Annotated in this window: 22 protein-coding genes; 12 read left to right on the top strand and 10 right to left on the bottom strand. The window is 61.3% G+C overall.

Annotation, left to right across the window (positions count from 1 at the left end; all coding sequences use genetic code 11):
* Nucleotides 1-64: 64 nt before the first annotated feature.
* A complete protein-coding gene (locus tag VES88_03050) occupies nt 65-1,408 on the bottom strand; it encodes a S8 family serine peptidase (GenBank protein ID HYN80453.1) in 1,344 nt (447 codons plus the stop codon).
* 494 nt (nt 1,409-1,902) lie between these two features.
* Here VES88_03050 and VES88_03045 point away from each other — a divergent pair, with 494 nt between their 5' ends.
* The 3 genes from VES88_03045 to VES88_03035 all read left to right on the top strand — a co-directional run bounded on the left by VES88_03045 (nt 1,903) and on the right by VES88_03035 (nt 4,303).
* Nucleotides 1,903-3,147: a hypothetical protein gene (locus VES88_03045; GenBank protein HYN80452.1), complete on the top strand. Its 1,245-nt coding sequence runs from the start codon at nt 1,903-1,905 to the stop codon at nt 3,145-3,147.
* Between the two features lie 339 nt (nt 3,148-3,486).
* Nucleotides 3,487-3,810 carry a helix-turn-helix transcriptional regulator gene (locus tag VES88_03040; GenBank protein ID HYN80451.1) on the top strand — a complete coding sequence of 108 codons (324 nt, stop codon included), beginning with the start codon at nt 3,487-3,489 and terminating at the stop codon, nt 3,808-3,810.
* A 106-nt stretch (nt 3,811-3,916) separates the two neighbouring features.
* The gene (locus tag VES88_03035; GenBank protein HYN80450.1) at nt 3,917-4,303 is read left to right on the top strand and encodes a hypothetical protein; all 387 of its coding nucleotides are present in this window, start codon (nt 3,917-3,919) and stop codon (nt 4,301-4,303) included.
* Between the two features lie 89 nt (nt 4,304-4,392).
* On the opposite strand, the gene VES88_03030 is transcribed toward VES88_03035, so the two are convergent.
* From VES88_03030 to VES88_03020, 3 genes are all read right to left on the bottom strand, one after another.
* Entirely contained in the window at nt 4,393-5,031 is a 639-nt protein-coding gene (locus VES88_03030) for a hypothetical protein (GenBank protein HYN80449.1), read from the bottom strand.
* Between the two features lie 262 nt (nt 5,032-5,293).
* A complete protein-coding gene (gene mazF, locus VES88_03025) occupies nt 5,294-5,647 on the bottom strand; it encodes an endoribonuclease MazF (protein HYN80448.1) in 354 nt (117 codons plus the stop codon).
* On the bottom strand, nt 5,644-5,883 hold the full coding sequence (locus VES88_03020; GenBank protein HYN80447.1) for an AbrB/MazE/SpoVT family DNA-binding domain-containing protein: 240 nt from the start codon (nt 5,881-5,883) through the stop codon (nt 5,644-5,646). Before VES88_03020 ends, mazF begins: the two co-directional genes overlap by 4 nt.
* Before the next feature lie 173 nt (nt 5,884-6,056).
* On the opposite strand from VES88_03020, the gene VES88_03015 reads away from it, so the two are divergent.
* Both VES88_03015 and VES88_03010 read left to right on the top strand, forming a co-directional pair.
* Nucleotides 6,057-6,233: a hypothetical protein gene (locus VES88_03015; protein ID HYN80446.1), complete on the top strand. Its 177-nt coding sequence runs from the start codon at nt 6,057-6,059 to the stop codon at nt 6,231-6,233.
* Nucleotides 6,233-8,605, top strand: a complete 2,373-nt coding sequence (locus tag VES88_03010; GenBank protein HYN80445.1) for a protein kinase — start codon at nt 6,233-6,235, stop codon at nt 8,603-8,605. Before VES88_03015 ends, VES88_03010 begins: the two co-directional genes overlap by 1 nt.
* Before the next feature lie 134 nt (nt 8,606-8,739).
* On the opposite strand, the gene VES88_03005 is transcribed toward VES88_03010, so the two are convergent.
* Nucleotides 8,740-11,151, bottom strand: a complete 2,412-nt coding sequence (locus VES88_03005; protein ID HYN80444.1) for a protein kinase — start codon at nt 11,149-11,151, stop codon at nt 8,740-8,742.
* 178 nt (nt 11,152-11,329) lie between these two features.
* Between VES88_03005 and VES88_03000 the strand changes: the two genes are divergently transcribed.
* From VES88_03000 to VES88_02990, 3 genes are read left to right on the top strand one after another with little or no spacing between them, the layout of a single operon-like run.
* A complete protein-coding gene (locus tag VES88_03000; GenBank protein ID HYN80443.1) occupies nt 11,330-11,677 on the top strand; it encodes a type II toxin-antitoxin system RelE/ParE family toxin in 348 nt (115 codons plus the stop codon).
* 42 nt (nt 11,678-11,719) lie between these two features.
* Complete coding sequence (locus VES88_02995) at nt 11,720-12,094, top strand: helix-turn-helix domain-containing protein (GenBank protein ID HYN80442.1); 375 nt, start codon at nt 11,720-11,722, stop codon at nt 12,092-12,094.
* A 17-nt stretch (nt 12,095-12,111) separates the two neighbouring features.
* Nucleotides 12,112-13,095 (top strand): threonine/serine dehydratase, encoded by a 984-nt coding sequence (locus tag VES88_02990; GenBank protein ID HYN80441.1) that lies wholly within the window; start codon nt 12,112-12,114, stop codon nt 13,093-13,095.
* Between the two features lie 7 nt (nt 13,096-13,102).
* Here VES88_02990 and VES88_02985 read toward each other — a convergent pair whose 3' ends face one another.
* Nucleotides 13,103-13,324, bottom strand: coding sequence for a hypothetical protein (locus VES88_02985; protein HYN80440.1), 222 nt, complete (start codon nt 13,322-13,324; stop codon nt 13,103-13,105).
* Nucleotides 13,325-13,408: 84 nt separating this feature from the next.
* Between VES88_02985 and VES88_02980 the strand changes: the two genes are divergently transcribed.
* Both VES88_02980 and VES88_02975 read left to right on the top strand, forming a co-directional pair.
* Complete coding sequence (locus VES88_02980) at nt 13,409-13,726, top strand: type II toxin-antitoxin system PemK/MazF family toxin (GenBank protein ID HYN80439.1); 318 nt, start codon at nt 13,409-13,411, stop codon at nt 13,724-13,726.
* Between the two features lie 292 nt (nt 13,727-14,018).
* Nucleotides 14,019-15,116: a YCF48-related protein gene (locus VES88_02975; protein HYN80438.1), complete on the top strand. Its 1,098-nt coding sequence runs from the start codon at nt 14,019-14,021 to the stop codon at nt 15,114-15,116.
* Nucleotides 15,117-15,189: 73 nt separating this feature from the next.
* Here the strand turns inward: VES88_02975 and VES88_02970 are convergent, their stop codons facing one another.
* The 3 genes from VES88_02970 to VES88_02960 all read right to left on the bottom strand — a co-directional run bounded on the left by VES88_02970 (nt 15,190) and on the right by VES88_02960 (nt 16,173).
* Nucleotides 15,190-15,411 carry a type II toxin-antitoxin system HicB family antitoxin gene (locus tag VES88_02970; protein HYN80437.1) on the bottom strand — a complete coding sequence of 74 codons (222 nt, stop codon included), beginning with the start codon at nt 15,409-15,411 and terminating at the stop codon, nt 15,190-15,192.
* 184 nt (nt 15,412-15,595) lie between these two features.
* Nucleotides 15,596-15,943 (bottom strand): type II toxin-antitoxin system PemK/MazF family toxin, encoded by a 348-nt coding sequence (locus VES88_02965; protein HYN80436.1) that lies wholly within the window; start codon nt 15,941-15,943, stop codon nt 15,596-15,598.
* Nucleotides 15,937-16,173 (bottom strand): hypothetical protein, encoded by a 237-nt coding sequence (locus VES88_02960; GenBank protein ID HYN80435.1) that lies wholly within the window; start codon nt 16,171-16,173, stop codon nt 15,937-15,939. Before VES88_02960 ends, VES88_02965 begins: the two co-directional genes overlap by 7 nt.
* Before the next feature lie 116 nt (nt 16,174-16,289).
* Here VES88_02960 and VES88_02955 point away from each other — a divergent pair, with 116 nt between their 5' ends.
* Together VES88_02955 and VES88_02950 are read left to right on the top strand one after the other, a co-directional pair.
* Nucleotides 16,290-16,520 carry an AbrB/MazE/SpoVT family DNA-binding domain-containing protein gene (locus VES88_02955; GenBank protein ID HYN80434.1) on the top strand — a complete coding sequence of 77 codons (231 nt, stop codon included), beginning with the start codon at nt 16,290-16,292 and terminating at the stop codon, nt 16,518-16,520.
* A gap of 20 nt (nt 16,521-16,540) precedes the next feature.
* On the top strand, nt 16,541-16,906 hold the full coding sequence (locus VES88_02950; protein HYN80433.1) for a type II toxin-antitoxin system death-on-curing family toxin: 366 nt from the start codon (nt 16,541-16,543) through the stop codon (nt 16,904-16,906).
* A gap of 44 nt (nt 16,907-16,950) precedes the next feature.
* Here VES88_02950 and VES88_02945 read toward each other — a convergent pair whose 3' ends face one another.
* The gene (locus VES88_02945) at nt 16,951-19,992 is read right to left on the bottom strand and encodes a TM0106 family RecB-like putative nuclease (GenBank protein ID HYN80432.1); all 3,042 of its coding nucleotides are present in this window, start codon (nt 19,990-19,992) and stop codon (nt 16,951-16,953) included.
* Nucleotides 19,993-20,053 lie beyond the last annotated feature (61 nt).

Raw genomic sequence — 20,053 nt, 5'->3', positions numbered from 1 at the left:
GAGCCCGAATGCCCTGGCGATGTCCGTGCGCTGCGGCGTCGACTGACCACCGCAGCGATTTAGATCAGCACTCTCCGTTGTGCTGCCGCTTCGGAGTGCACGGCTTGGGGTTCTTCGGCGGCTTACCAACGAGTGCGGCCGGCGCCACCGCTCTGCTGTAGAGCAGATGGCTGTTCATCGTGTGACCGTTGTTCGTCGTGGTCGGCAGGATGATGTTCTGCGTCGCCTGGCTCACGATGATGTCGCGCACCTGCTGCGGTGTGGCGCCGGGTGCCTGTTGAAGAATCAGGGACGCCACGCCGGCGACGTGCGGGGCCGCCATGGATGTGCCGCTCTTCGTGCCAAACGATGTGTCGTTGTCGAACGTCGACGACATTACGCTCGAGCCCGGCGCAAAGACGTCGATGCATGCGCCGTAGTTCGTCCACGTCGTACGCGTGTCAGTCTTCGTGCTGGCCGCGACCGTGATCGCTTCGGGGACGTTCGAGATCGGGAACATGCACGCGTCGGCGCCAACGGTCCCATTGCCCCAGCCGTTGCCGGCAGCGACAGCGAGCGTCACGCCCGAAGCGATGAGTGCCTTGACCGCGTCGTCAACCGGGCCGTTGGTTCCGAGCGTCTTGGTCGGGACGACGTCGCCGAGTGACATGTTGGCCGAGGCGGGAAGGGTTGCGTTCTTCGCGACCCAGTCCATTCCGGCGATGACGTCTGCATCCGATCCATAACCGGCGCAGTTCAGCACTCGGACGCCGACCAGCTTCACCTTCTTGGCGACGCCCCACGTTTTTCCACCTACCGTACCTGAGACGTGGGTGCCGTGCCCGTCGCAATCACCCGACCCGTCGTAGCCGAGTAGGGGATCGGCTGGGTCGGCGGCGAAGGCGTCGAACCCGCGCACGGCTCGCCCCTCGAACTCGCTGTGCGAGTAACGGATCCCGGTGTCGATGATGTACGAGGTGACGCCGGCTCCCGTGAAGTCGTAGGAGTAGCTCGAGTCCATCGGCAGCGCGCGCTGGTCGATGCGGTCGATGCCCCACGTAGCATGCGCCTGGGTGACAGTTTCGACCTTCGAGTACTGGCGCTGTACCGAGATTTTGAGGACGCGCGGATCGGCAGCGAGTGCGTTCGCGACTTCCGTGGGGAAGGCAGCCGCGAATCCGTTGATGAGATGCTCGTACACGTACTTCGGCTCGATGCCGTATTGCGCGGTGAGCGCGAGAACGTCGGCGCTCCAGTTGGCAACAACTATATAGTTGCCTGGAATGGAGCCGTCGGTGGCCACGAGGGTAGCTGTCGGGTCCGGCGCGGCGCGCGGACTTGTGGGTGAAACGGCGTCGCTGCAGGCGGTGAGCACTGCGATGGCGGGGACGATGACGGACCACCGGGCAAGGTAGGTTCGCGTTCGCATGGTTTTCCTCGATTCGGGGGAGACGGATTGTCTGTTGGCCGAAGTCTTCGTGTTTTGGCGCGGTGGCAGGAATTGGGCGATCACCGTATTCGGCGAGGGTCCGATCGGTTCTTGGTGTGCCCGACTAGGTCGTTTGCCTTACCCCGCGCCCACGGTTTCAGCCATCATCTGTGCTCACCCGGCTTCTGCGCCCTTGGCCGGCATCTATGTCGGAAGTTTCGAAGGGATTCGGCGGATTATCCGGATTGTTTCCGAACTGGCGCCAAGGCAGGCGAACCGCCACTCAGCCTGGCGACTGTTTTTGTTGTTAACAACAAAACAGAGAGACGTCCGATTGCGGGCACTAGCCTGTACGCCAGTACGACTCGATCCGGAAAATCCGCCGAATCTCTTCGAAACTTCCGTCATAGATGCTTGATGGGCGCGACAGCCGTTTGCATAAGAGGGGCGTTGGCTGCAAACTCCCCGTTCACAATTTCAAACGGGAGCTCGGGGTGACGGATTTCAAAGGCCGGATTTCGCTCGTATTCGCTGTTGTGACGGTCGTGGCCGGCTGTGCTCGCCCGGACGGCGAATCGACCGCCGAATCGAGCGCGAGCGGACCATCACGCTACTTGTATGTGTGGGCGGGCACTGGCCACGATTCGACTGCCGGACTCAACATGATCACCGTGCTCGACGCCGATCCGACCAGCAAAACGTACGGATCAGTCATCGCTGCTCAGACAGTCGACTCCAGCGGGCTGATGCCGCATCACACGGAGTTCGAGCTTCCCGCAAAGGGACCGTTGTTCGCAAACGATTTCACCGGCGACAAGTCGTTCCTGATCGACTTCAGCGATCCGAGGAACCCGAAATCGAGCGGCCGCGTTGCGCAGGTTCCCGGTGGACGAAGGGTTCATTCGTTCCTTCGACTGCCGAATGGGAATGTTCTCGCGAGCTATCAGTTCGGCGACGGCAAAGTCACCGGAGATCCTGGCGGTCTCGCCGAGTTCGACCCGCAGGGCAAGCTCGTTCGCAGCGGATCGTCGCGTGATCCGGCGTTCCCGGGCGCGAGAATTCGAACGTATGCCCTCGCTGCTCTTCCGAAGATCGATCGCGTCGTGACCACGAGCTCGCCGATGGACAGCGAGCGAGCGGCTGACGTCGTCCAGGTGTGGCGTCTATCCGATTTGAAGCTGCTCAAGACATTGCCAGTCCCCGAGGTGGCGGGAGATTCCTCGCACAGGTATCCGTTCGAGCTGCGCGCGCTCGAAGACGGATCGGTGCTCGTGAACAGCTACTACTGTGGCTTTTATCGATTGACCGGTCTCGACGGCGAACCGCAGATCACGCGCGTGCTCGCCCTGCCTCAGCCGGCGAACATCGGGTGTTCCGTGCCGTTGATCGCGAGAAAATTCTGGATAATGCCGATTGCCTACGCGCACCGGTTTGCGACAATCGACATCTCCGACCCTGCGAATCCGAAGGAAATCGCATCGTTTCAAACAGATTCGACTTTCTTCCCACACTGGATTGCGTCGGATCCGCGGAGCGATCGCGTCGTGGTCACCGATCAGGCCGACGGTCCCCCGATGGTGTTGATCGCGAATCTCGACAAGTCAACCGGCCGTTTGTCGTGGGACGAGGCATTTCGCGATCCCGGCGCGGCGAAGCCCGGGGTCAGCTACAAACGTGACACCTGGCCGAACGCAGTGAAGGGCATGGCGATGCCGCACGGAGCGCTATTCGTCCCTTGATCTGCGCGGCCATCAGGCATCTATGAAGGAGGTTTCGAAAGGATTCGGCGGATTATCCGGATTGTCTCCGAGCTGGCTCCCGCGCAGGCGAACCGCCACTCAGCATGTGGATTTTTTTGTTGTTAAAAACTAGAAAGATGAGAGGTTCGGTTGTGCGCTCTGGCATTTACGCCAGTACGACTCAATCCGGATAAACCGCCGAATCTCTTTGAAACCTCCGTCATAGATGCCCTGATGGGTGGCGCTCATCCTCAATATGACCGGCCATCAGCACGCCTGCGGAAAGACCTATGGAGCCGGCGCGCTCGACAATTGATAGCTAATTAGCTATCATTCGCTATGGCCCGCAACGATGTCGCTCAGCTGTTGAAGACCGCCAGGCTCCAGGCGGGCATGACCCAGCGCGACCTTGCGCGGAAGGCGCACACGGCGCAGTCCGTTGTGGCGCGCGTCGAGCTAGGCGAAACCAGTCCGACATGGCATACGCTCGCGCGGCTGCTCCGCGCAGCGGGGTTCAACGTGGTGCCCGAGCTGAAAAGAATTCGCAGGCTCGACCGGTCGGAGCTCGACGATGTCGCGCGGATTCTCCGCCTGACTCCGGAGGAACGCCTCCTCGAGGCGGCGCACGTGAGTCGCTTCCTCGCCGCGGCGCGTCGTGTCTGATGTTGCCGCGTTTGATCCCGAGCGGTTACTCCGCGCCCTTCACACTCATCGCGTTCGATTCATCCTGATAGGTGCTCTGGCGGCGCGACTCCACGGTTTCCCCAGATTGACAGCCGATGCCGACATCACGCCGGCGAGCGACAAGCGGAACCTCGACCGACTGGCAGCGGCGCTTCGCGAGCTCGATGCCCGGGTGTACACTGAGTCGGTGCCTCAGGGGCTCGCGTTCGACTGCTCCGCGGCGACGCTCAGTCGGGCAGCGATGTGGAATCTCGTGACAAAGGCCGGAAGGGTTGACCTTGCATTCATGCCGGCCGGGACGAAGGGTTACGACGATCTCATCAGAGGTGCCGAACGGTTCGAGGCCTTCGGAGTTGAATTTCAGGCAGCCTCGCTCGACGACATCATTCGGTCGAAAGAAGCTGCGGGCCGGCCGAGAGATCTGGATGATGTCGTTTTGCTTCGAGCGCTCAAGCGGCGGCTCGAGAGATGATCGGTGTGCTCAGCGCCAATCAGCGTGATCGCGTACCGGTTGGGAGCTCGATGCCGTGCTGACGAGCATCCCAACCGTGTCGCGTACTCTTACACTCTGACGTAGGTCACGCCCTTTTCCTGCGCGCGGTTGATGGCGACGACCAATGCGGGAACGAGAATGGTGCCGGGTAGCCGCGACGCCTCGAGGTCTTTGTAAACCACCTCGTACGTCTCACCCCGCTCTTTCGCGAGGGCGCGCGACCGAAGGCGAAGCGCGGTGTTGCAGATGAGGAACAGGATGCCGCGCTTCTGCGCTGTGTCGACGGCCAGCTCTCCGCCCGTCGCGAAAATATTCCGGACTGACGGCTCTTTGGTTGCGGGATCGATGAGATTCGCAGCCTTGCCGAAGGCATACTTTGTCCACGCCGCATCTTTGAACCCGAGATAGAGGGCCGGGCCGTGAACCCCGATCACGGCGCTCGCCTCGCCGGGCTTTTCGGCGAACTCATTCTGGTAGGCGTCGAGATAATTGTTCGCCATCAGCATCGCCCTGTCGTTCAGGTCGATGGCGTGGAAGAGCTGGCGATGTTTTCCCTTGAGCTGGCCCATCCAGGCGTCGTGTTTTGAATCATCGGCGCTGGTGTTGGCGCGAAGGAGTCCGGGGAAGCCCGTGAGCGCGGCAACTGCCGCCGCGGCTCGGCCGATGAATCGTCGGCGCGGATGGATCGAATCAGTGATGTCTGTCATGCTGTGACCATTGGTGAGATGTGAGGCGTTGGGAGAGCCCTGAACCTTCAATTTAGAGTCAGTTCGATGATTACGAGATAGCGGCTCATTTATCTCCCCTCAGCCGGGGTTTTTCGAGGCCGGCTTGTTTCAGGATACTCTTCAATGTACGTGGGCTGACATCGTCATTGCCATGCCCGGCCACTGTTACGGGAGTCGTCGAGGGACGACAAGAGATTCAATCAGCTCATCGAGGACTTGCGAGAGCGGTGGGTTGAGGGCGCTACCGCTGTAGCAGCGGCTCCAGTTTTCCCAGGACCTCGTCCATCGTGTCTGCGGGGAGCGAGCATATTCGGGTTGAGCGTCGCGCCTGCCAGTCGAGACTTCGAACCTGATCCGCGAGAACGGCACCGGCCACGGGTAGTCCTTCGGGGAGTATTACCTCGAAGGGATAGCCTTTGATCTGATTTGTTACGGGGCAGAGAAGTGCGAGCCCACTGCGACCATTGTATGCGCGCGGCGACAGGACGACTGCGGGCCGCCGTCCCGCCTGCTCATGACCCGCAGGATCGAACGTCAGCCAGACCGCATCTCCGCGCTCGGGCACGTACGGGCGCGATTTCGCAGGGGGCTTCACCAACTCTCTTTGCCGGTGCGCTCGCCCCAGTGGATCTCGCGATGTGTGTTTGCCGGAGTAATATCGCCTACGAGCTCGCGGAGGCTCCACGTGCGGCGTGCGGGAGTGACGACGATTTTGTCTCCTTCCAGCGAAATGTCGACGTCAGTGTTTTCGCTGAGCTGCGCCTGTGCGGCGAATGCCTTGGGAATTCGAATCGCGAGGCTGTTGCCCCAGCGTTGAACCGAAGTAACCATTTCATCTCCCTCAACAGACCGCCGGCCGTATCTACAATAGATATACAGCCGCCCGGGCCCGGGACGCAACATCGTTCGCGCTCATCAGCAATCAAAACTCGGCGCCTTGAACGTGGCCAAGGCTATGGCGATACTTGCGGTTTTCACCGGGTTTCTCCGACGCAGGATGGATAATGGTTGAGCCGGTCCCGGACCGCCGCCGCCTCACTGCCGCCCTCGGCGATTGTTACGCCGTTGAAGCCGAGATTGGCAGCGGCGGCATGGCGATCGTGTACCGGGCGATCGATCGAAAGCATGATCGGCCCGTGGCGCTGATCGAAGAATTGAAAGCACGGTGGCCGGTTCAGTAATGAACCTGCGTGATCAGCTGCAAGCCGCGCTTGGAACAACGTACACGCTGGAGCGCGAGCTCGGCGGCGGTGGCATGTCACGCGTCTTCGTGGCTATCGAAACTGCGCTCGGCCGGAAGGTGGTCATCAAGGTTCTCGCACCCGAGCTCGCGGCAGGCGTCAGCGGGGAGCGTTTTGCGCGCGAGATTCGTCTTGCCGCCAATCTTCAACATCCGAACATCGTACCCCTCCACGCAGCAGGCGATGCCGGAGGTTTGCCGTACTACACGATGCCGTTTGTGGAGGGCTTGTCGCTCCGCTTGCGCATGACGAGCGGAGACCCGCTCTCAGTTCCCGAATGCGTTCGGATCCTGCGCGACGTGGCCCGCGCCCTATGGTACGCCCACGATCAGGGCGTCGTCCACCGCGATATCAAGCCGGAGAATGTCCTGCTTTCGGGAGACGCCGCAGTCGTGACGGACTTCGGCATTGCCAAAGCGGTGAGCGCGGCACAAACCGCCGGCTCCGGCGAAACGCTTACGAGAGCCGGCGTGGGCATCGGCACACCGGCGTACATGGCTCCCGAGCAGGCCTTCGGCGATCCCGCGACTGACCGGCGCGCAGACATCTACTCGTTCGGCTGTCTCGCGTACGAGCTGCTCGCGGGAAAAACTCCCTTCGCCGGCAGGCAGTCGCATCAGCTTGCAATCGCGCATGCGATGGAGACTCCAGCACCCGTGGAATCGGGGAAGCCGAGTGTGCCTCACGCGCTTGCAGCACTGGTCACGCAATGCCTCGCCAAGAATCCGGACGAGAGGCCACAGTCAGCGCGCGAGATTGTCGAGCGACTGGAATCGGTGGCTGGCTCCTCAGGACAGCACCCGCTGCCGAGTCCTGTGCTCACTCGGAATCGCCTGCTGGTTGGCGGCACCATCGCAGTCGTTGCCCTCGTGATTGCGTCGGCCGTCGCGCTTCGCAATCGCGGTGGAACGACGGCGCCGAATGTATCGGGCCGAGTAGAGTCTCTGGCGGTGCTTCCGTTCGAGAACGTCGGTGGTGATACCGCGAATGCGTACTTTGCCGAAGGGATGGCTGATGAGCTGACGAATGCGCTCGCGAAAATCCCCGCGATTCGAGTGGCAGCCCGCAGCTCGGCGTTCACCTTCCAGGGTAAGCGGGTCGACGCGCGCGAAGTGGGACGCGCGCTCAACGTCGGCTCGGTTCTCGAAGGAACGGTTCGCAGAGCAGGCAACCGTCTGCGCGTGAGCGCTCAGCTCACCAGCGCCAGCGACGGTCTTGTGAGATGGAGCGACAGCTATGAGCGCGAGGTGCGCGATGTCTTCAGTGTTCAGGACGACATAACGCGTGCAATCGTCGGAGCGCTTCGCGTCAAGCTCGACACGGGGTCCGCCCGCGCTGCGGGGGCGCGTCACGGAACCTCCGATCTCGAAGCGTACGATCGGTACCTGCGAGGCCGTTATGCGTGGAACAAGCGAACCCCCGATGGCCTCAAGGAATCGATCCGGTATTTCGAGGAGGCAATCCGCCGCGACCCTGCGTTCGCCGACGCGTATTCAGGAATGGCGGACGCGTATATCAGTCTCTTCGATTACGAAATTCTGCCACCGGAGGAGGCGAACCCGCGCGCGAGAGCGGCAGCAATGCGCGCCCTTGCGCTCGATTCGACGCTGGCCGAGGCGCACACGTCGCTGGCGCATGTGCTGCTTCATGAGTGGAAATGGGATCAAGCCGAGGCGGAGTTCAGGCGCGCGCTGGAGCTCGACCCTGAGCAGGCGGCGACATATCACTGGTACGCGCTGGCGCTCACATCCGTCGGGAAGGTCGATCAGGCCGTAGCGGCGATGAAGCGTGCGGAGCAGCTCGACCCGTTGTCGGCCAGGATGAGCGCGGATATGGGGATGGCTTATTACGGGGCGCGCCAGTACGATCGCGCGATTCAACAGGAGCAGAAGACGCTTCGCCTCGAGCCCCAGTTCGCGACTTCGTACTGGATAATGGGAATGGCGTACGAGCAAAAGGGGTCGCTGGCCGAAGCGACGGCTGCCTACCAGCAGGCGCTCAAGCTGCGGCCGGGAAATCCGAACTACCTCGCGTCGCTTGCGCGGAGTCAGGCGTTGGCCGGAAGGACTGACGAAGCTCGACGCGTGCTGAAGGGGCTGTTGGACTCAAAGGAGCCCATCAGCCCGTTCTTCATCGCGCTTGTTTACACGGCGATGGGAGAAAAGGACGACGCATTTCTGTGGCTCGACAGGGCGGTTTCTGAGCGCTCGGGCTCAGTACGCTATCTCAAGATCGAGCCGCGGCTTGATCCATTGCGGTCTGATCCCCGGTTCGATGGGCTGTTGCAGCGTGTCGGACTGAAAAGCGGATGAGCGCCGCACCTCGGGAGTCGTAGGGGAGATTTTGCCGTCAAGTGCGACATCGCATGCAATGGGTGGAGATCTGTCGGTGGCAAGCGAACCGGGTAAGGGAAGCACGTTCGCCCTCTGCCTGCCACGAGTTTAATTCAGCGCGCCGGTCTTCCTTTAACCGGTCCGGTGAACGTGCGCGGGTCGAGTCCGACTCGCCGCACGATTGCCGCGAAACGGGCGCTATGCCTGACACCATCGAGCACCGGCTCCACGAACAGAATGTGTTGCGGCACCAGCTCACCCTGGTCGAGACCGGCCTCGAGCTCCGACAACGCCCGCGAGGTATCCCCGATTGAGAGATACCCGTAAGCCCTTCCTGTGTGAATCGCATACGTCGTATCTGGTGTGGCCGCGAGTTTCCGTCGAACTATTGCAGCGCGGGCGGTATCACCAACGAGCTGGAGAGCATACGCACTCATGCCGACGAATGAAGAGACCGTAATCGGTTCACCGAGGATCGTCCGCGCCTCGTCCAGGTGTCCCGTCCGGGCTCGATCCCAGGCGAGCAGAGTGCGGGCCGTGAACAGATTGGGATCGAGCTCTCTTGCGCGCTTGCTTTCTTCCCAGGCAGCTGCGTGATCGCCCATCAGTGACAGGGTATGGGCCAGCCAGACCGATGCGGTTGGTGCAAGCGGGTCGAGCGCGCGAGCAGTACGGAATTCTCTCAGCGCGCCGGGAAGGTCCGCGAGGTTGGCGAGAAACCGGCCGTATTGCGTGTGCGCGACCGGCGACGTTGAGTCGGCCGCAATTGCTTTTCGAAATTCGGCGTCGGCTTCGTCCCATCGGAACGCATGCCAATGCAACATGGCCAGCGCCACCCTCGGCTCCGCGAGCGTGGGGTCGAGCTCCAGACTTTTTTCGGCTGCTGCGCGCACGCGTGCCTCGACTCGGTGCGGCGCGACACCGGCAAAATACGGAAAGAACACAAGCGCCTGAGCGAGCGCGGCGTAGCCTCGGGCAAACGTGGTGTCGTGCTGGATTGCCTGCGTGAAATACTCCGCGGCACGCGGAACGCCTGCGCCGCGGTGCTCGATGAGATAGAGCCCGCGCAGGTAGAGGTCGTATGCGGTCGGATTCGATGTGCCAGGTCCTGCTCTAAGTGACGCACCAGCGCCGGCGCCGGCGAATTCGGGCCGAAGTGCGGCCACGATCGCCTTGGTGATGTCGTCCTGAACGGCGAAGACGTCCCTGGAGTCGCGATCGTAGACTTCGCTCCACAAGGTGAGCCCATCGGTCGCGTTCGTGAGCTGCGCAGTAACGCGAAGGCGCCCGCCTTCTCGTCTGACGGTTCCTTCGACAACCGTGGAGACTCCAAGGCGGCTTGCGATCTCGCGTAGGTCCAGGTCGCGTCTTCGGCCGAGTGCAAATGCCGAAGTGCGCGAGGTGACGCGCAGGCCAGGGACCTTCCCGAGGGCGGTCGTCAGCTCGTCCGCTATTCCTTCACCGAAATAGGCGTTCGCAGAATCGCCGGCGGCGAATGGGAGGACCGCGACGGAGCTTCTTTGAGCTGGTGCTGCTGGCTTTCGCGCCCGGGTGGCGAAGAAGTATCCTCCGATCGCGACGAGTATCACGAGGAAGAGCGCGCCGGCAGCGGTGACGGAGCGACGCCGGAGTGCGGCAGGGAGCGACCGTTGCTCGCCAGACCCCTGTGCCGTATCCAGGTCTTCGAGCAGGTTGGCGGCGGATGATGGCCTCGCGTCGGGGATCTTCTCCAGACAGCGCATCACGAGCTGCGCGAGCTGCTGCGGAACGCGAGGAGCGCGCTCGATCAACGGAACCGGCGGCTGGCTCACATGCGCAGCCATGAGCTGGGCGGCTGAGGTCTTGTCTGCGAACGGATGCGCTCCGGCGAGAATCTCGTACGCGAGAATTCCCCAGGCGTAGATGTCGACTCGATGATCGAGCGTGTCGCCCGCCACCTGTTCCGGCGCCATGTACGCCGGCGTGCCGATGGAGGAGCCGGCCTGGGTGAGTGTCAGTCCGCTTTGCGGTTCGCCATCGCCTGACGACGACGTCCGCGCTACCGAGATTGCCTTTGCAATTCCGAAGTCGGTGACAACGGCGACGTCACCCGAGAGCAGAACATTTTCGGGTTTGATGTCGCGGTGGATGACCCCTTCGCTGTGCGCGTACTGGAGTGCGCGTGCGACGTCGCGGAGAAGAGAGTATGCCTCGCGTGGTGGAATCGGCCCCTGTTTGATTCGCGCCCGTAGGGATTCTCCGCGCACATATGGCATCGTGTAGTAGGGGATGCCGTCGGCGACGCCGGTGGTGAGGACTGGTACGATGTTGGGATGCTGGAGGGATGCAGCCAGCCGGACTTCTCTTGCAAAGCGCTCGGCGCTGAGCCCCGCGGCGAGGTCGCCGCTCAGGACTTTTACGACGACATTGCGGCCGAGGGAGAGCTCGCGGGCGAGGAAGACTCGCGACATGCCGCCGCCGCCGAGCTCGCGTTCGACGGAATAGGCGGAGCCGAGGGTCGATTGGAGGCGGTCGCGTAGCTCCATGCGTCGAACATCCGATGGGCTTGAACGGTCACCAAGCTACCCCTGAGAATCAGTTCAAGCGAGCGGAGCGTTCTGACACAGTGGCCTCGGACGTTTGTCGAGCTCAAGGATACGATCATGGGTCGCCACGCAAGTCCAGTAGTATACTATTGCATAGTATACTATTCGATACTATAGTATGACCATGCCAGGCTCGCTAACCGATGTCCATTTTGTCAGGCTCAAAACATTTGATCGAACCGTGAGAGGCTTGCTTTCGGACGACGATGAGCGGGATTTGGAGGAAGACATAGCAGGGAATCCAAAAGGCGCACCGGTTATTGCTGAGACGGGCGGCGTCAGGAAGATTCGGGCGCGCATTGGACAGCGGGGTAAACGCGGAGGTGCGCGAGTCCTCTACCTGTATGTGGAGGACATTGAAACGGTGTATTTGCTGTGGGTTTTCCCTAAGAACGTTCGTGAGAACATCACGAAGCCGGAGAAGAAGATAATCCGGGGGATGGTTGCGAGACTTAAGGAGGAGTAGCAAATAACACGACTGGGCAGTTCCACGACTGAGGCGACGAACATGAAGAAGACGACGAAGACCAGGAAGAAGACGAAACGATCGGCGGGCATCTCGATGGGAGCTGCCATCATTGAAGCACTCGATGAGGCAATAGCTTTTCAGGCGGGACAGAAGACGGGTGCAACCGTCCGAACTGTGACTGCTCGCCGCGCGAAAGCAACGCCGGCACCGAAATATCGGGCGATCCAGATAGCTCGGCTTAGAAAGTTGATGAAGCTCTCGCAGCCAGTCTTTGCAGATGCACTAAATGTTAGCTCAGCCTCGGTAAAGTCCTGGGAACAGGGCGTAAACGAGCCGAGCGGGGCAGCGCTGCGACTTTTGCAAATCGCTGAACGCCACCCTGAAGTGATCCTTGAGGAGGTAACAACGCGCTAACACTGGATCGAGATCTTATGCCGCGGAGCAGCTCTACTTATCCGGTGACTTTCGATGATGTGCGCGCCGCGGAGAAGCGGATTCGGCCATTCATCGATCGAACGCCGCTCCGTTCCTACCCGGCGCTCGATGCCGCTGTCGGCCACGGAATCCGCGTGCTCGTGAAGCACGAGAATCATCAGCCGACGAACGCGTTCAAGATTCGAAACGGCTTGTCTGCAATGACGGCATTGCCGCCGCGTTTGCGCGAGCGTGGCGTTGTGTGCGGTTCGACCGGCAACCATGGGCAGGGCGTGGCTTACGCCGGAAGGGAGCTGGGGATTCCCGTGACTGTTGTCGTGCCTGCCGGAAACAACCCCGACAAGAACGCCGCAATGACAGCCCTCGGCGCTCGGCTAATCGAACACGGCACGATGTACGACGAGGCGGCTGCCGAGTCGGAGCGAATTGCGCGGGACGAAGGCCTGACGCTGGTGCACTCGACGAACAACCGCGACGTCGTCGCCGGTGCGGGCACGATAACGCTCGAGATTCTGGAGCAGGCGGACGATCTCGACGCGATGGTCTTCGCTGTCGGCGGCGGGTCACAGACGGTCGGTGCGCTTGCTGTTCTGTCTGAGCTTCGGCCGAACGTCAGGGTGTTCGGCGTTCAAGCATCGGGTGCTCCCGCAGTATACGAGTCGTGGAAGGCCGGCGCTCCGTCACCGCCGATTCCGCCGCGAACGCTCGCCGACGGGATCGCGACGGCGAAGACGTACGAGATGACGTTCCGCGCTCTCTGCGATGGGCTGGCGGGATTCGTCACCGTGAGCGAGGCAGAGATCATCGATGCAACGCGATTGATCTTGAGCGGCACGCACAATCTCGTGGAGCCGGCGGGCGCCGTGGGCCTCGCTGGAGTATTCAAGCTCAGGGAGGAGCTCGAGGGTCAAACGGTGTGTGTGATTCTCACCGGGAGCAATCTGGACGCCGACACTCTGCGCAAAGTGGTGAGCGCGTAACCGCGGTCTATGCTGCGACAGGCGCCGGTGCTGGCCCCGCATCGACCAGCTGCATGGTTACTGGATCGACGCGCGGGTTGAGTCCTTCGAGAGATCGGGCGCCGAGAAGTATCAGGTCGTCTGGCTCCCCAAACACAACTTCGTCATTTGTGGTCGTGCCCCCGGCGTAGACGAGTGCCGCGCCGGTCCACCGGGACAATATCGTCCCATCCGCTTGGCGAAAACGCACCTCTTTCAACCGGGTAATCCCGAGCGACTGAAGAACTGTCCCCGGGAACCATGAGAGCGCAGTCAGCAACCTTCAAGAGGCGAGGTGTGGCAAGTTCAGTTCAGTCCGACGAGAGGGCGTGAGCAGGAAGGCTCGCGCCCGGCGATGATCAACTCCGTCGACAAGTTCAACCAGGGCCCGGCGGAGCTCGTCATCGCTATCCCGCTCACACGTACCAATCGGCGGATTGCGTCGCACGTCCTTGTTCCGAAGGGGGAGGCGGGTCTGGAGTCGGACAGCTACATCATGGTGGAAGCGGTCCGCTCTGTCTCGAAGGAACGACTGCTGCGCTATCGTGGGGATCTGACGTACCCTCGCATCGAGGAAGTCGAGCGGATCCTGAACGTTCTCTTGAAGCTCTAGCGCGCCGGACTCGGGTTCCGACGATGAAAGTCACTTACTATCCTGATACGGACTCGCTTTACATCGACCTGTCGGGGCAGACCAGCGTTGAGAGCCGCGAAGTCTCCGACGGTGTGGTTCTCGATCATGACGAAGCGGGAAGCTCGTCGGCATCGACATCGCCAATGCCAGGGGCTTTCATCCTTTCGAGATCTGCGCAGACCAGATCTTCCGGCCCCCGATAGTCCGTGCTATAAACAGTTGGACATAGCGGGATCAGCGGCAAAAACGAGCATCCGTTGGAGGCCAAACCATGACTCGTCCACCACACACTCTCCTCTCTCTCTTCGTTGGGTTTTTCCTTATCTCTGCTTCCGGGGCGGCCCAACAAAAAAGTCGCACAGCAGCGACACAACCGAAATTCAAAGCGATCTTCGAGGCGGTGAACTACCCGCAGGATCTCGAGCTCCACGACGTGGTGTTCGTGAACGACTCGGTCGGATGGGCGGCGGGCGCGGCGGGAACGATCCTCTTCACGCGCGATCACGGAAAGACTTGGACAGCCCAGCTCGGCGGAGACCCGAAAGGAGCGGACCGGCCGATCGTGGACCTTCGGTTCGTGAAGGACAGAGTCGTATTCGCCGTTCAGGGCAAAGCCAGCGGTGACCACCGACTCTATCGCACCATGGACGGCGAGACGTGGACCGAATCAGGGACAGTCGGCCAGCATCGCGGTGATTACCAGTTCACGTCCGCCGAAAATGGCGTGTACCTCTACGGCGAGGACATCTATCACACGAAGGACGGCGGCAAGACCTGGACAAATGCCTACAAGTGCCAGGTCAGCGTGACTGTGCAGGGACTCAGCCGAAACTCGAGCTGTCACTTCGAGAGCGTATCATTCGCGACTCCGCAGATCGGCTACGCTGTGAGTCGCGGTGTCGGCACGACTGCGTTCGTGGTCGCGAAGACAACCAACGGCGGGGCTGAGTGGACCACGTCGACGATCCCCGAGCCGAACGTAAGCGCCGAGTACGTCGTGTTCCTCGATGAGAACAACGGCTTCATCAGAATGTGGGGCGGGAAGATCTACGCGACCCGCGACGGCGGAAAGACGTGGACTGGTGTCGCGGGCGCCGTTCTCGAAGGCGGAAAGGCAGCCAAGCTCCGCTTCGTAGACGGGCGACTCGGCTGGGGCGTCTCGCCATACGGGACATTCATCCATACGTCCGACGGTGGCAAGCGATGGATGACACGCCAGCTCAAGTTTCCAGCGACAATCAATGCGTTCACGCTGCCGTCGAAAACCGCGGGATACGTCGTCGGCGAGCACGGAATGGTCTATCGATACCGGATCGTGCCGATCGCGTACAAAGGTGCGAATGTGATAGAAGCGCCGGCGATGCAGTAGCCCGGCCATGGCGAGCCTGCGTGGAGCAGCCCGACGGAGGATGATTCCTACTTCGAATCCGCGTCATGCAGCGCTAGGTCTGTGCAGCAACCTCGACGTAGGCCGCCGTAGAACGCGGGGGAGGAAGCGGCTCCCCGGCTTCGCGTAAGCCTTCGAGATGAAAATCGACACCTTCCCGCATCGCATTCTCGACTTCTTCGCGAGTCGCTCCGGTTGCGATGCAACCAGGCAAGTCCGGCAGAAAAGCGGAATAGCCAGTCGCTGATTCTTCGATGATTACCAGATATCGGCTCATTGGTCACCTTCCGACGAACGGTATACGCGCTTGCTTCAGAATCCTCTTCAATATACGCGGCGCTTCAGATGCGATTCTGAGCATGCGCGATTCGCGTCGCTCGGCGAGAGTGATTGCGGTGCCTTCGCGTTCGGCACGACCTGTCCGCCCGATTCGATGGACGGCATCGGCCGCGGGATCTGGCCTACCGTCCCAGCACTACGTCGATGCTCGTCAATATCTGCTCGAGCCGCTTTGGGGTCAGCTTTCCAATGCGTTTGCCGAGGTAGGTGCGATCGACTGCGAACAGTTGAGTGGCGTTGGCTACCGAGTCCTTCGGGAGGCCCGCCAGTCTGGACGGGAGGAATGTGTTCCCGGGTGCGGCTTCCCACGTCAGGTTGCTTGTGAGCGGGACGCACACTACTGTCGCGAGCCGGCTGCGGTTCAGCGGATTACCCTGAACTACCACTACCGGTCGCCGAAATCCCGCCGCTGAGCCTGTCGGGCCGGGCAGGTCCGCCCACCAGATCTCGCCTTGCGCAACCTCTACCATTCGGCGCGTTCGAGCACCGAGCGCGCCGCGGCGAGCACGAATGGATCGCGCGGCTCATCGAGGTGGTCGACGACACGGTTCATCGCATCGGTAACCTCGTCGGGGGCATGACGGCTCAGGTACTCGGCCAGCGCTTCTGCATACAACTGGCTTCGGGATTTTTGCGATCGCTTCGCCTGGCGGTCGGCGGCGCGAAACACGGCGTCGGGGAGGGAGACGGCGGTTTTCATACCATTAGTATAACCGCATTCCTCGTGGCCGCAGGGCGGTTGACCACGTAGGGTTTACCTCAAGGTGTGGATGTGTTACTTTTATGTAACAAAATCATCCAACTTGAGAAGGAGCCATGATCCTGACCAGCAATACCCGCGTGCAGGGCGGTTCGATCGTTACATCGATACCGAACGAGGTCGCTCGACGTCTCGGTGCAAATCCTGGCGACCCTCTTTACTGGATCGAGGACGGAGCCGGTCGCTTCGTGGTGACGACCGTAGATCCCGCGACCCTCGAGGCTTTGAAGCATCACGAGGAGCTCGTTGCTCAGTATCGTGAGGTGTTTCAGACTCTGGCTGAGTGAAGGATCTTCGCTGGATAACCATGGAAGTGCTCCAGCTGATGCATGTGCGTCAGGTGGAGCTTTTTGGTGGATCCCATGGAATCCTCGACGAAAACATGGTCGGCTCCGCTCTCCACAAGCCGCAACAGCTCAACAGAGACGAGCCGGATTCCGACGTTGCGGCACTCGCCGCCGCATATCTCTGCGGGTTCGCCCAAGCCCAGGGCTTCGTGGATGGCAACAAGCGGATTGCACTCGCGGCGCCGCTCACGTTCCTTCGACTGAATGGGCACGAGCTGAACGTTCCCAAGGCCGAGCTGCTGGCGTTCGTCCTTGCGATCGCGCGAAATGAGCTGAGCCAACCTGCGGTCACGACGTGGCTGCGGGAGCGGATTACCCAAACGTGAATACTTGGCCGGGCAACGCTCTAAGAGTTGGTACTCTTAGCGACTCAGCCTCCTGCGAATTCCTTCGCCCAGCACACCGTATTCACAAGTCTCATCCGCTCCAGATCCGCGCAGACGAGATCGAGCAGGGTAGGCGAGCAGAAGATCACCGAGAGACATCGCGCCCGCGAGAGCGCCACGTTCAGCCGATTTCTGGAAAACAGGAAATCAATTCCGCGGGGGGCCTCGTCCGCGCTCGATGAGGCCATCGATATCAGAACTGCCGCCGCCTCCTGCCCCTGAAACTTGTCCACCGTTCCCACGCGGGCACCTGCCGGCAATGTCCGCTTCAGCAGGTTCACCTGCATGTTGTAAGGGCTCACGACGAGAATGTCTTCCGTCGTAATCAGGTGCCGCTCGCCCTTCTCATTGATCCATGGCTGACCAAGAAGTGCTCGATACGCACAGTCCACCGCCGTCGCCTCCTCGACACTTCTCTGCGCGTTGTCATGGTGCTCAACCGGCACAAACCGAAGGCCTGACGGAGCGAGCACGCCGTCACAGTCGTCATTCAGCTCCAGCATCTGGCCAAAGGTGCACTCGGCGGACTCGAGTCTTCCATCGTAGAACGCGTCCGACACGAAGCGGCAGAGCCGAGGGTGCATCCGCCACGTGCGCTCGAGGAAAACGCCGCGATCGGACGGCACCGTCGCCCAGGCACCCATGAGATAATCCAGCCCCGAGACGCCGCTGCCTCCCGGATGCTGGCCTTGCGACACCTGCGGCAGCTGCATCTGGTCGCCGACGAGGACGATGTTGTCGGCGCAAAGTCCCGTCGCTACGACATCGGCGAGACTCACCTGGCCTGCTTCGTCAACGAAGAGATAGTCGAGTTTCTTGTCGAGCTCGGGGCGCGAGAAAAGCCAGGCGGTGCCGCCGATCAGCGCGTGATCGCCGTCGAAGACTACGTTGTTGTCGCTCGCCTCCTCTATGACAGCGCTGTTGAGGAACTGCTCATCGTCGGTCGAGCGCTTTACTCCGGTGAATTGTACTCCGCGCTCCAGGGCGACCTTCTCCACAGTCTCCAGCAGAAGATTGATTGCCTTGTGCGACATCGACATGACACCCACCCGCTTGTTGTCGGCGAGCAGGGATACGATTGCGTGAGCGGAGGTGAACGTTTTTCCGCAACCCGGCGGACCCTGGATGACGAGATGCGTGTGGTTCATCCTCGCAACGGCATCCACGGTCTGGCTCAGTAGATCGCCATCTCCGTTGAGGATCACCGTGCCTTCGAGTCGCGGCCGCTCCATCCGCAGGATGCTCGTCACAGCCGAATACTCGTCCGCGCGTCCGGCGATTACAGCGTCGGCGTAACGCCGGAGCGCTTCACGCATTGGCGCGTCCTTGATGGGACCGCTGGGGACCAAAGCCGTCGTCTCGTTGAACCGAGGCTTGCTGGGGCCGACCTTCAGCTCGAGCCACCGCTCCGTCTCGTTCAGCGCAGTGATCTCACCAGCTCCCTTGCGCGTGTCAACGCGAACCGGCGTCTTCCCGACGCGAAGCTTGAAATCCTGTTCGGGAAATTTGAGTCGCCAGATCATTGACCTCTTCTCCGGCCTCGGCGGATGTGCGTTGTCGACCGTGAGGCCGCCGATGCATTCAACATCTTCGATGTGATCGTGGGCGGGTTCGAGCCGATCGAAGAAATCCCACCACTCCTTTCGCGCGTCACGCCGGTGATATTCGAGGAGGTAGCCGAGCAGCTCACGCCATTCGAGCTCATCTCCCTCAACGCCGGCGACAAGCGCGTGACGAAGCGCAAGCACACGCACGTCATCATCTCGGCGTTTCTTCTCATTTTCCTCGTCGCGTTTGGCCTCGTCGGCGGCTCTTTCTGCTTCCGGGTTGAACCATGTCGTCTCGGGGGGACGAAGCGAGATCAGCCAGTCGCGGCACAGACGGGTCGAGAGGCAATCGACCGCGTTGTAGTCTTCGATCTGCTGGAGCAATGAGTCATCGCCGGTTTTCAGCCAGTTCTCGAAGGCGACGATGCTGTCGCCACCGCTCGTGATCTCCTGCGTTCGCTTGAGCGTGAAGAAAACTTCGAGATTCTTGAGGGAGTATCGCGGCTCCGAAGTCTGTACCGCCTCGCGCACTACCTTATACAGGTCAACCAGCTTGCGATCGCGGAGCAGGTCGTCCACCTCGTTCTCGCGCGTTCCGTAGGACTGTGCGAGACGTTTGATCGCGCTCTCGTGCCTGCTCGAGCCGCCGTATTCGCTCGCCAGGCGCTTGAGCGCCGTCTGCTCATACGAGGCGTAGTGATACACGAACGCGTCCGGATACTTCTCGATCCGCATGGTGATGAAGTCGAGCGCGTCCTCGAACGCCATTCTTTCGGAGTCGCGGTCGCGGGCCCAGAATGCTTTATAGCGATCCTCACCCGCCTCTTTGTAGTGAAAGCCGAACAGGTACTCGAGCGAACCCTTTGCGGAGAAAACCGGATCGCCCTCCATGTCGAAGAAGAGATCGCCTTCGTTCGGCTCCGGCAGGCGCGCGAATCCGCGTCGTTCCAGGGGAGGCAAGACCTCGACGCGATTCTCGCCGGTGGTTCGCTTCACCATCTGAAGACGCGCCTGCGAACGGAGTCGCTCGAGGGTCGACTCCTGCATTCTTGTTATGGTGGCACTCGCATCGAGGTCACCCAGCGCATTGATCGTCGTGATGCCCGCGGCGCGAAGCTTCTTCGCCTGTGCACCACTGAGTGCCGCAACGAGTCGCAGGTTTCCTGTTTTGTCCCATTCGTCGTCGCATCGCTCCGACCAGTGGCAGAACTGGCACTGAGGACAGCGCTCGGCGGTCGTGACGCGCTCGTTGGCTGAGACGAAGCGATCGAATCGCTCGCGGGCGCGGTTGCAGTAGTGGAGGTAGTCGTGCAGCCTGAGCGTGATTTCAGATCCGTCGCCGAGCATCACGTGCGCGTGCGTGGGACGGACGCCCTGCTCGCGCGAGATCATCTCCGAGTAAACGCAGAGCTGGACGACGTGCTTGGGTTTGGCGGTGCGCGCGAGCTTCGTGTCGGCGGCGGCTTTAGCGCGCCGCAAATTCCTTCGCCCTGGTTGTCCTGTTTCAATTTTGGAGTCGGGTCACGGTTCTAGTTCGACC

The organism is Gemmatimonadaceae bacterium (genome assembly GCA_035633115.1).
Lineage (GTDB): Bacteria > Gemmatimonadota > Gemmatimonadetes > Gemmatimonadales > Gemmatimonadaceae > UBA4720.
This window is presented reverse-complemented; position numbering and strand designations above follow the sequence as displayed.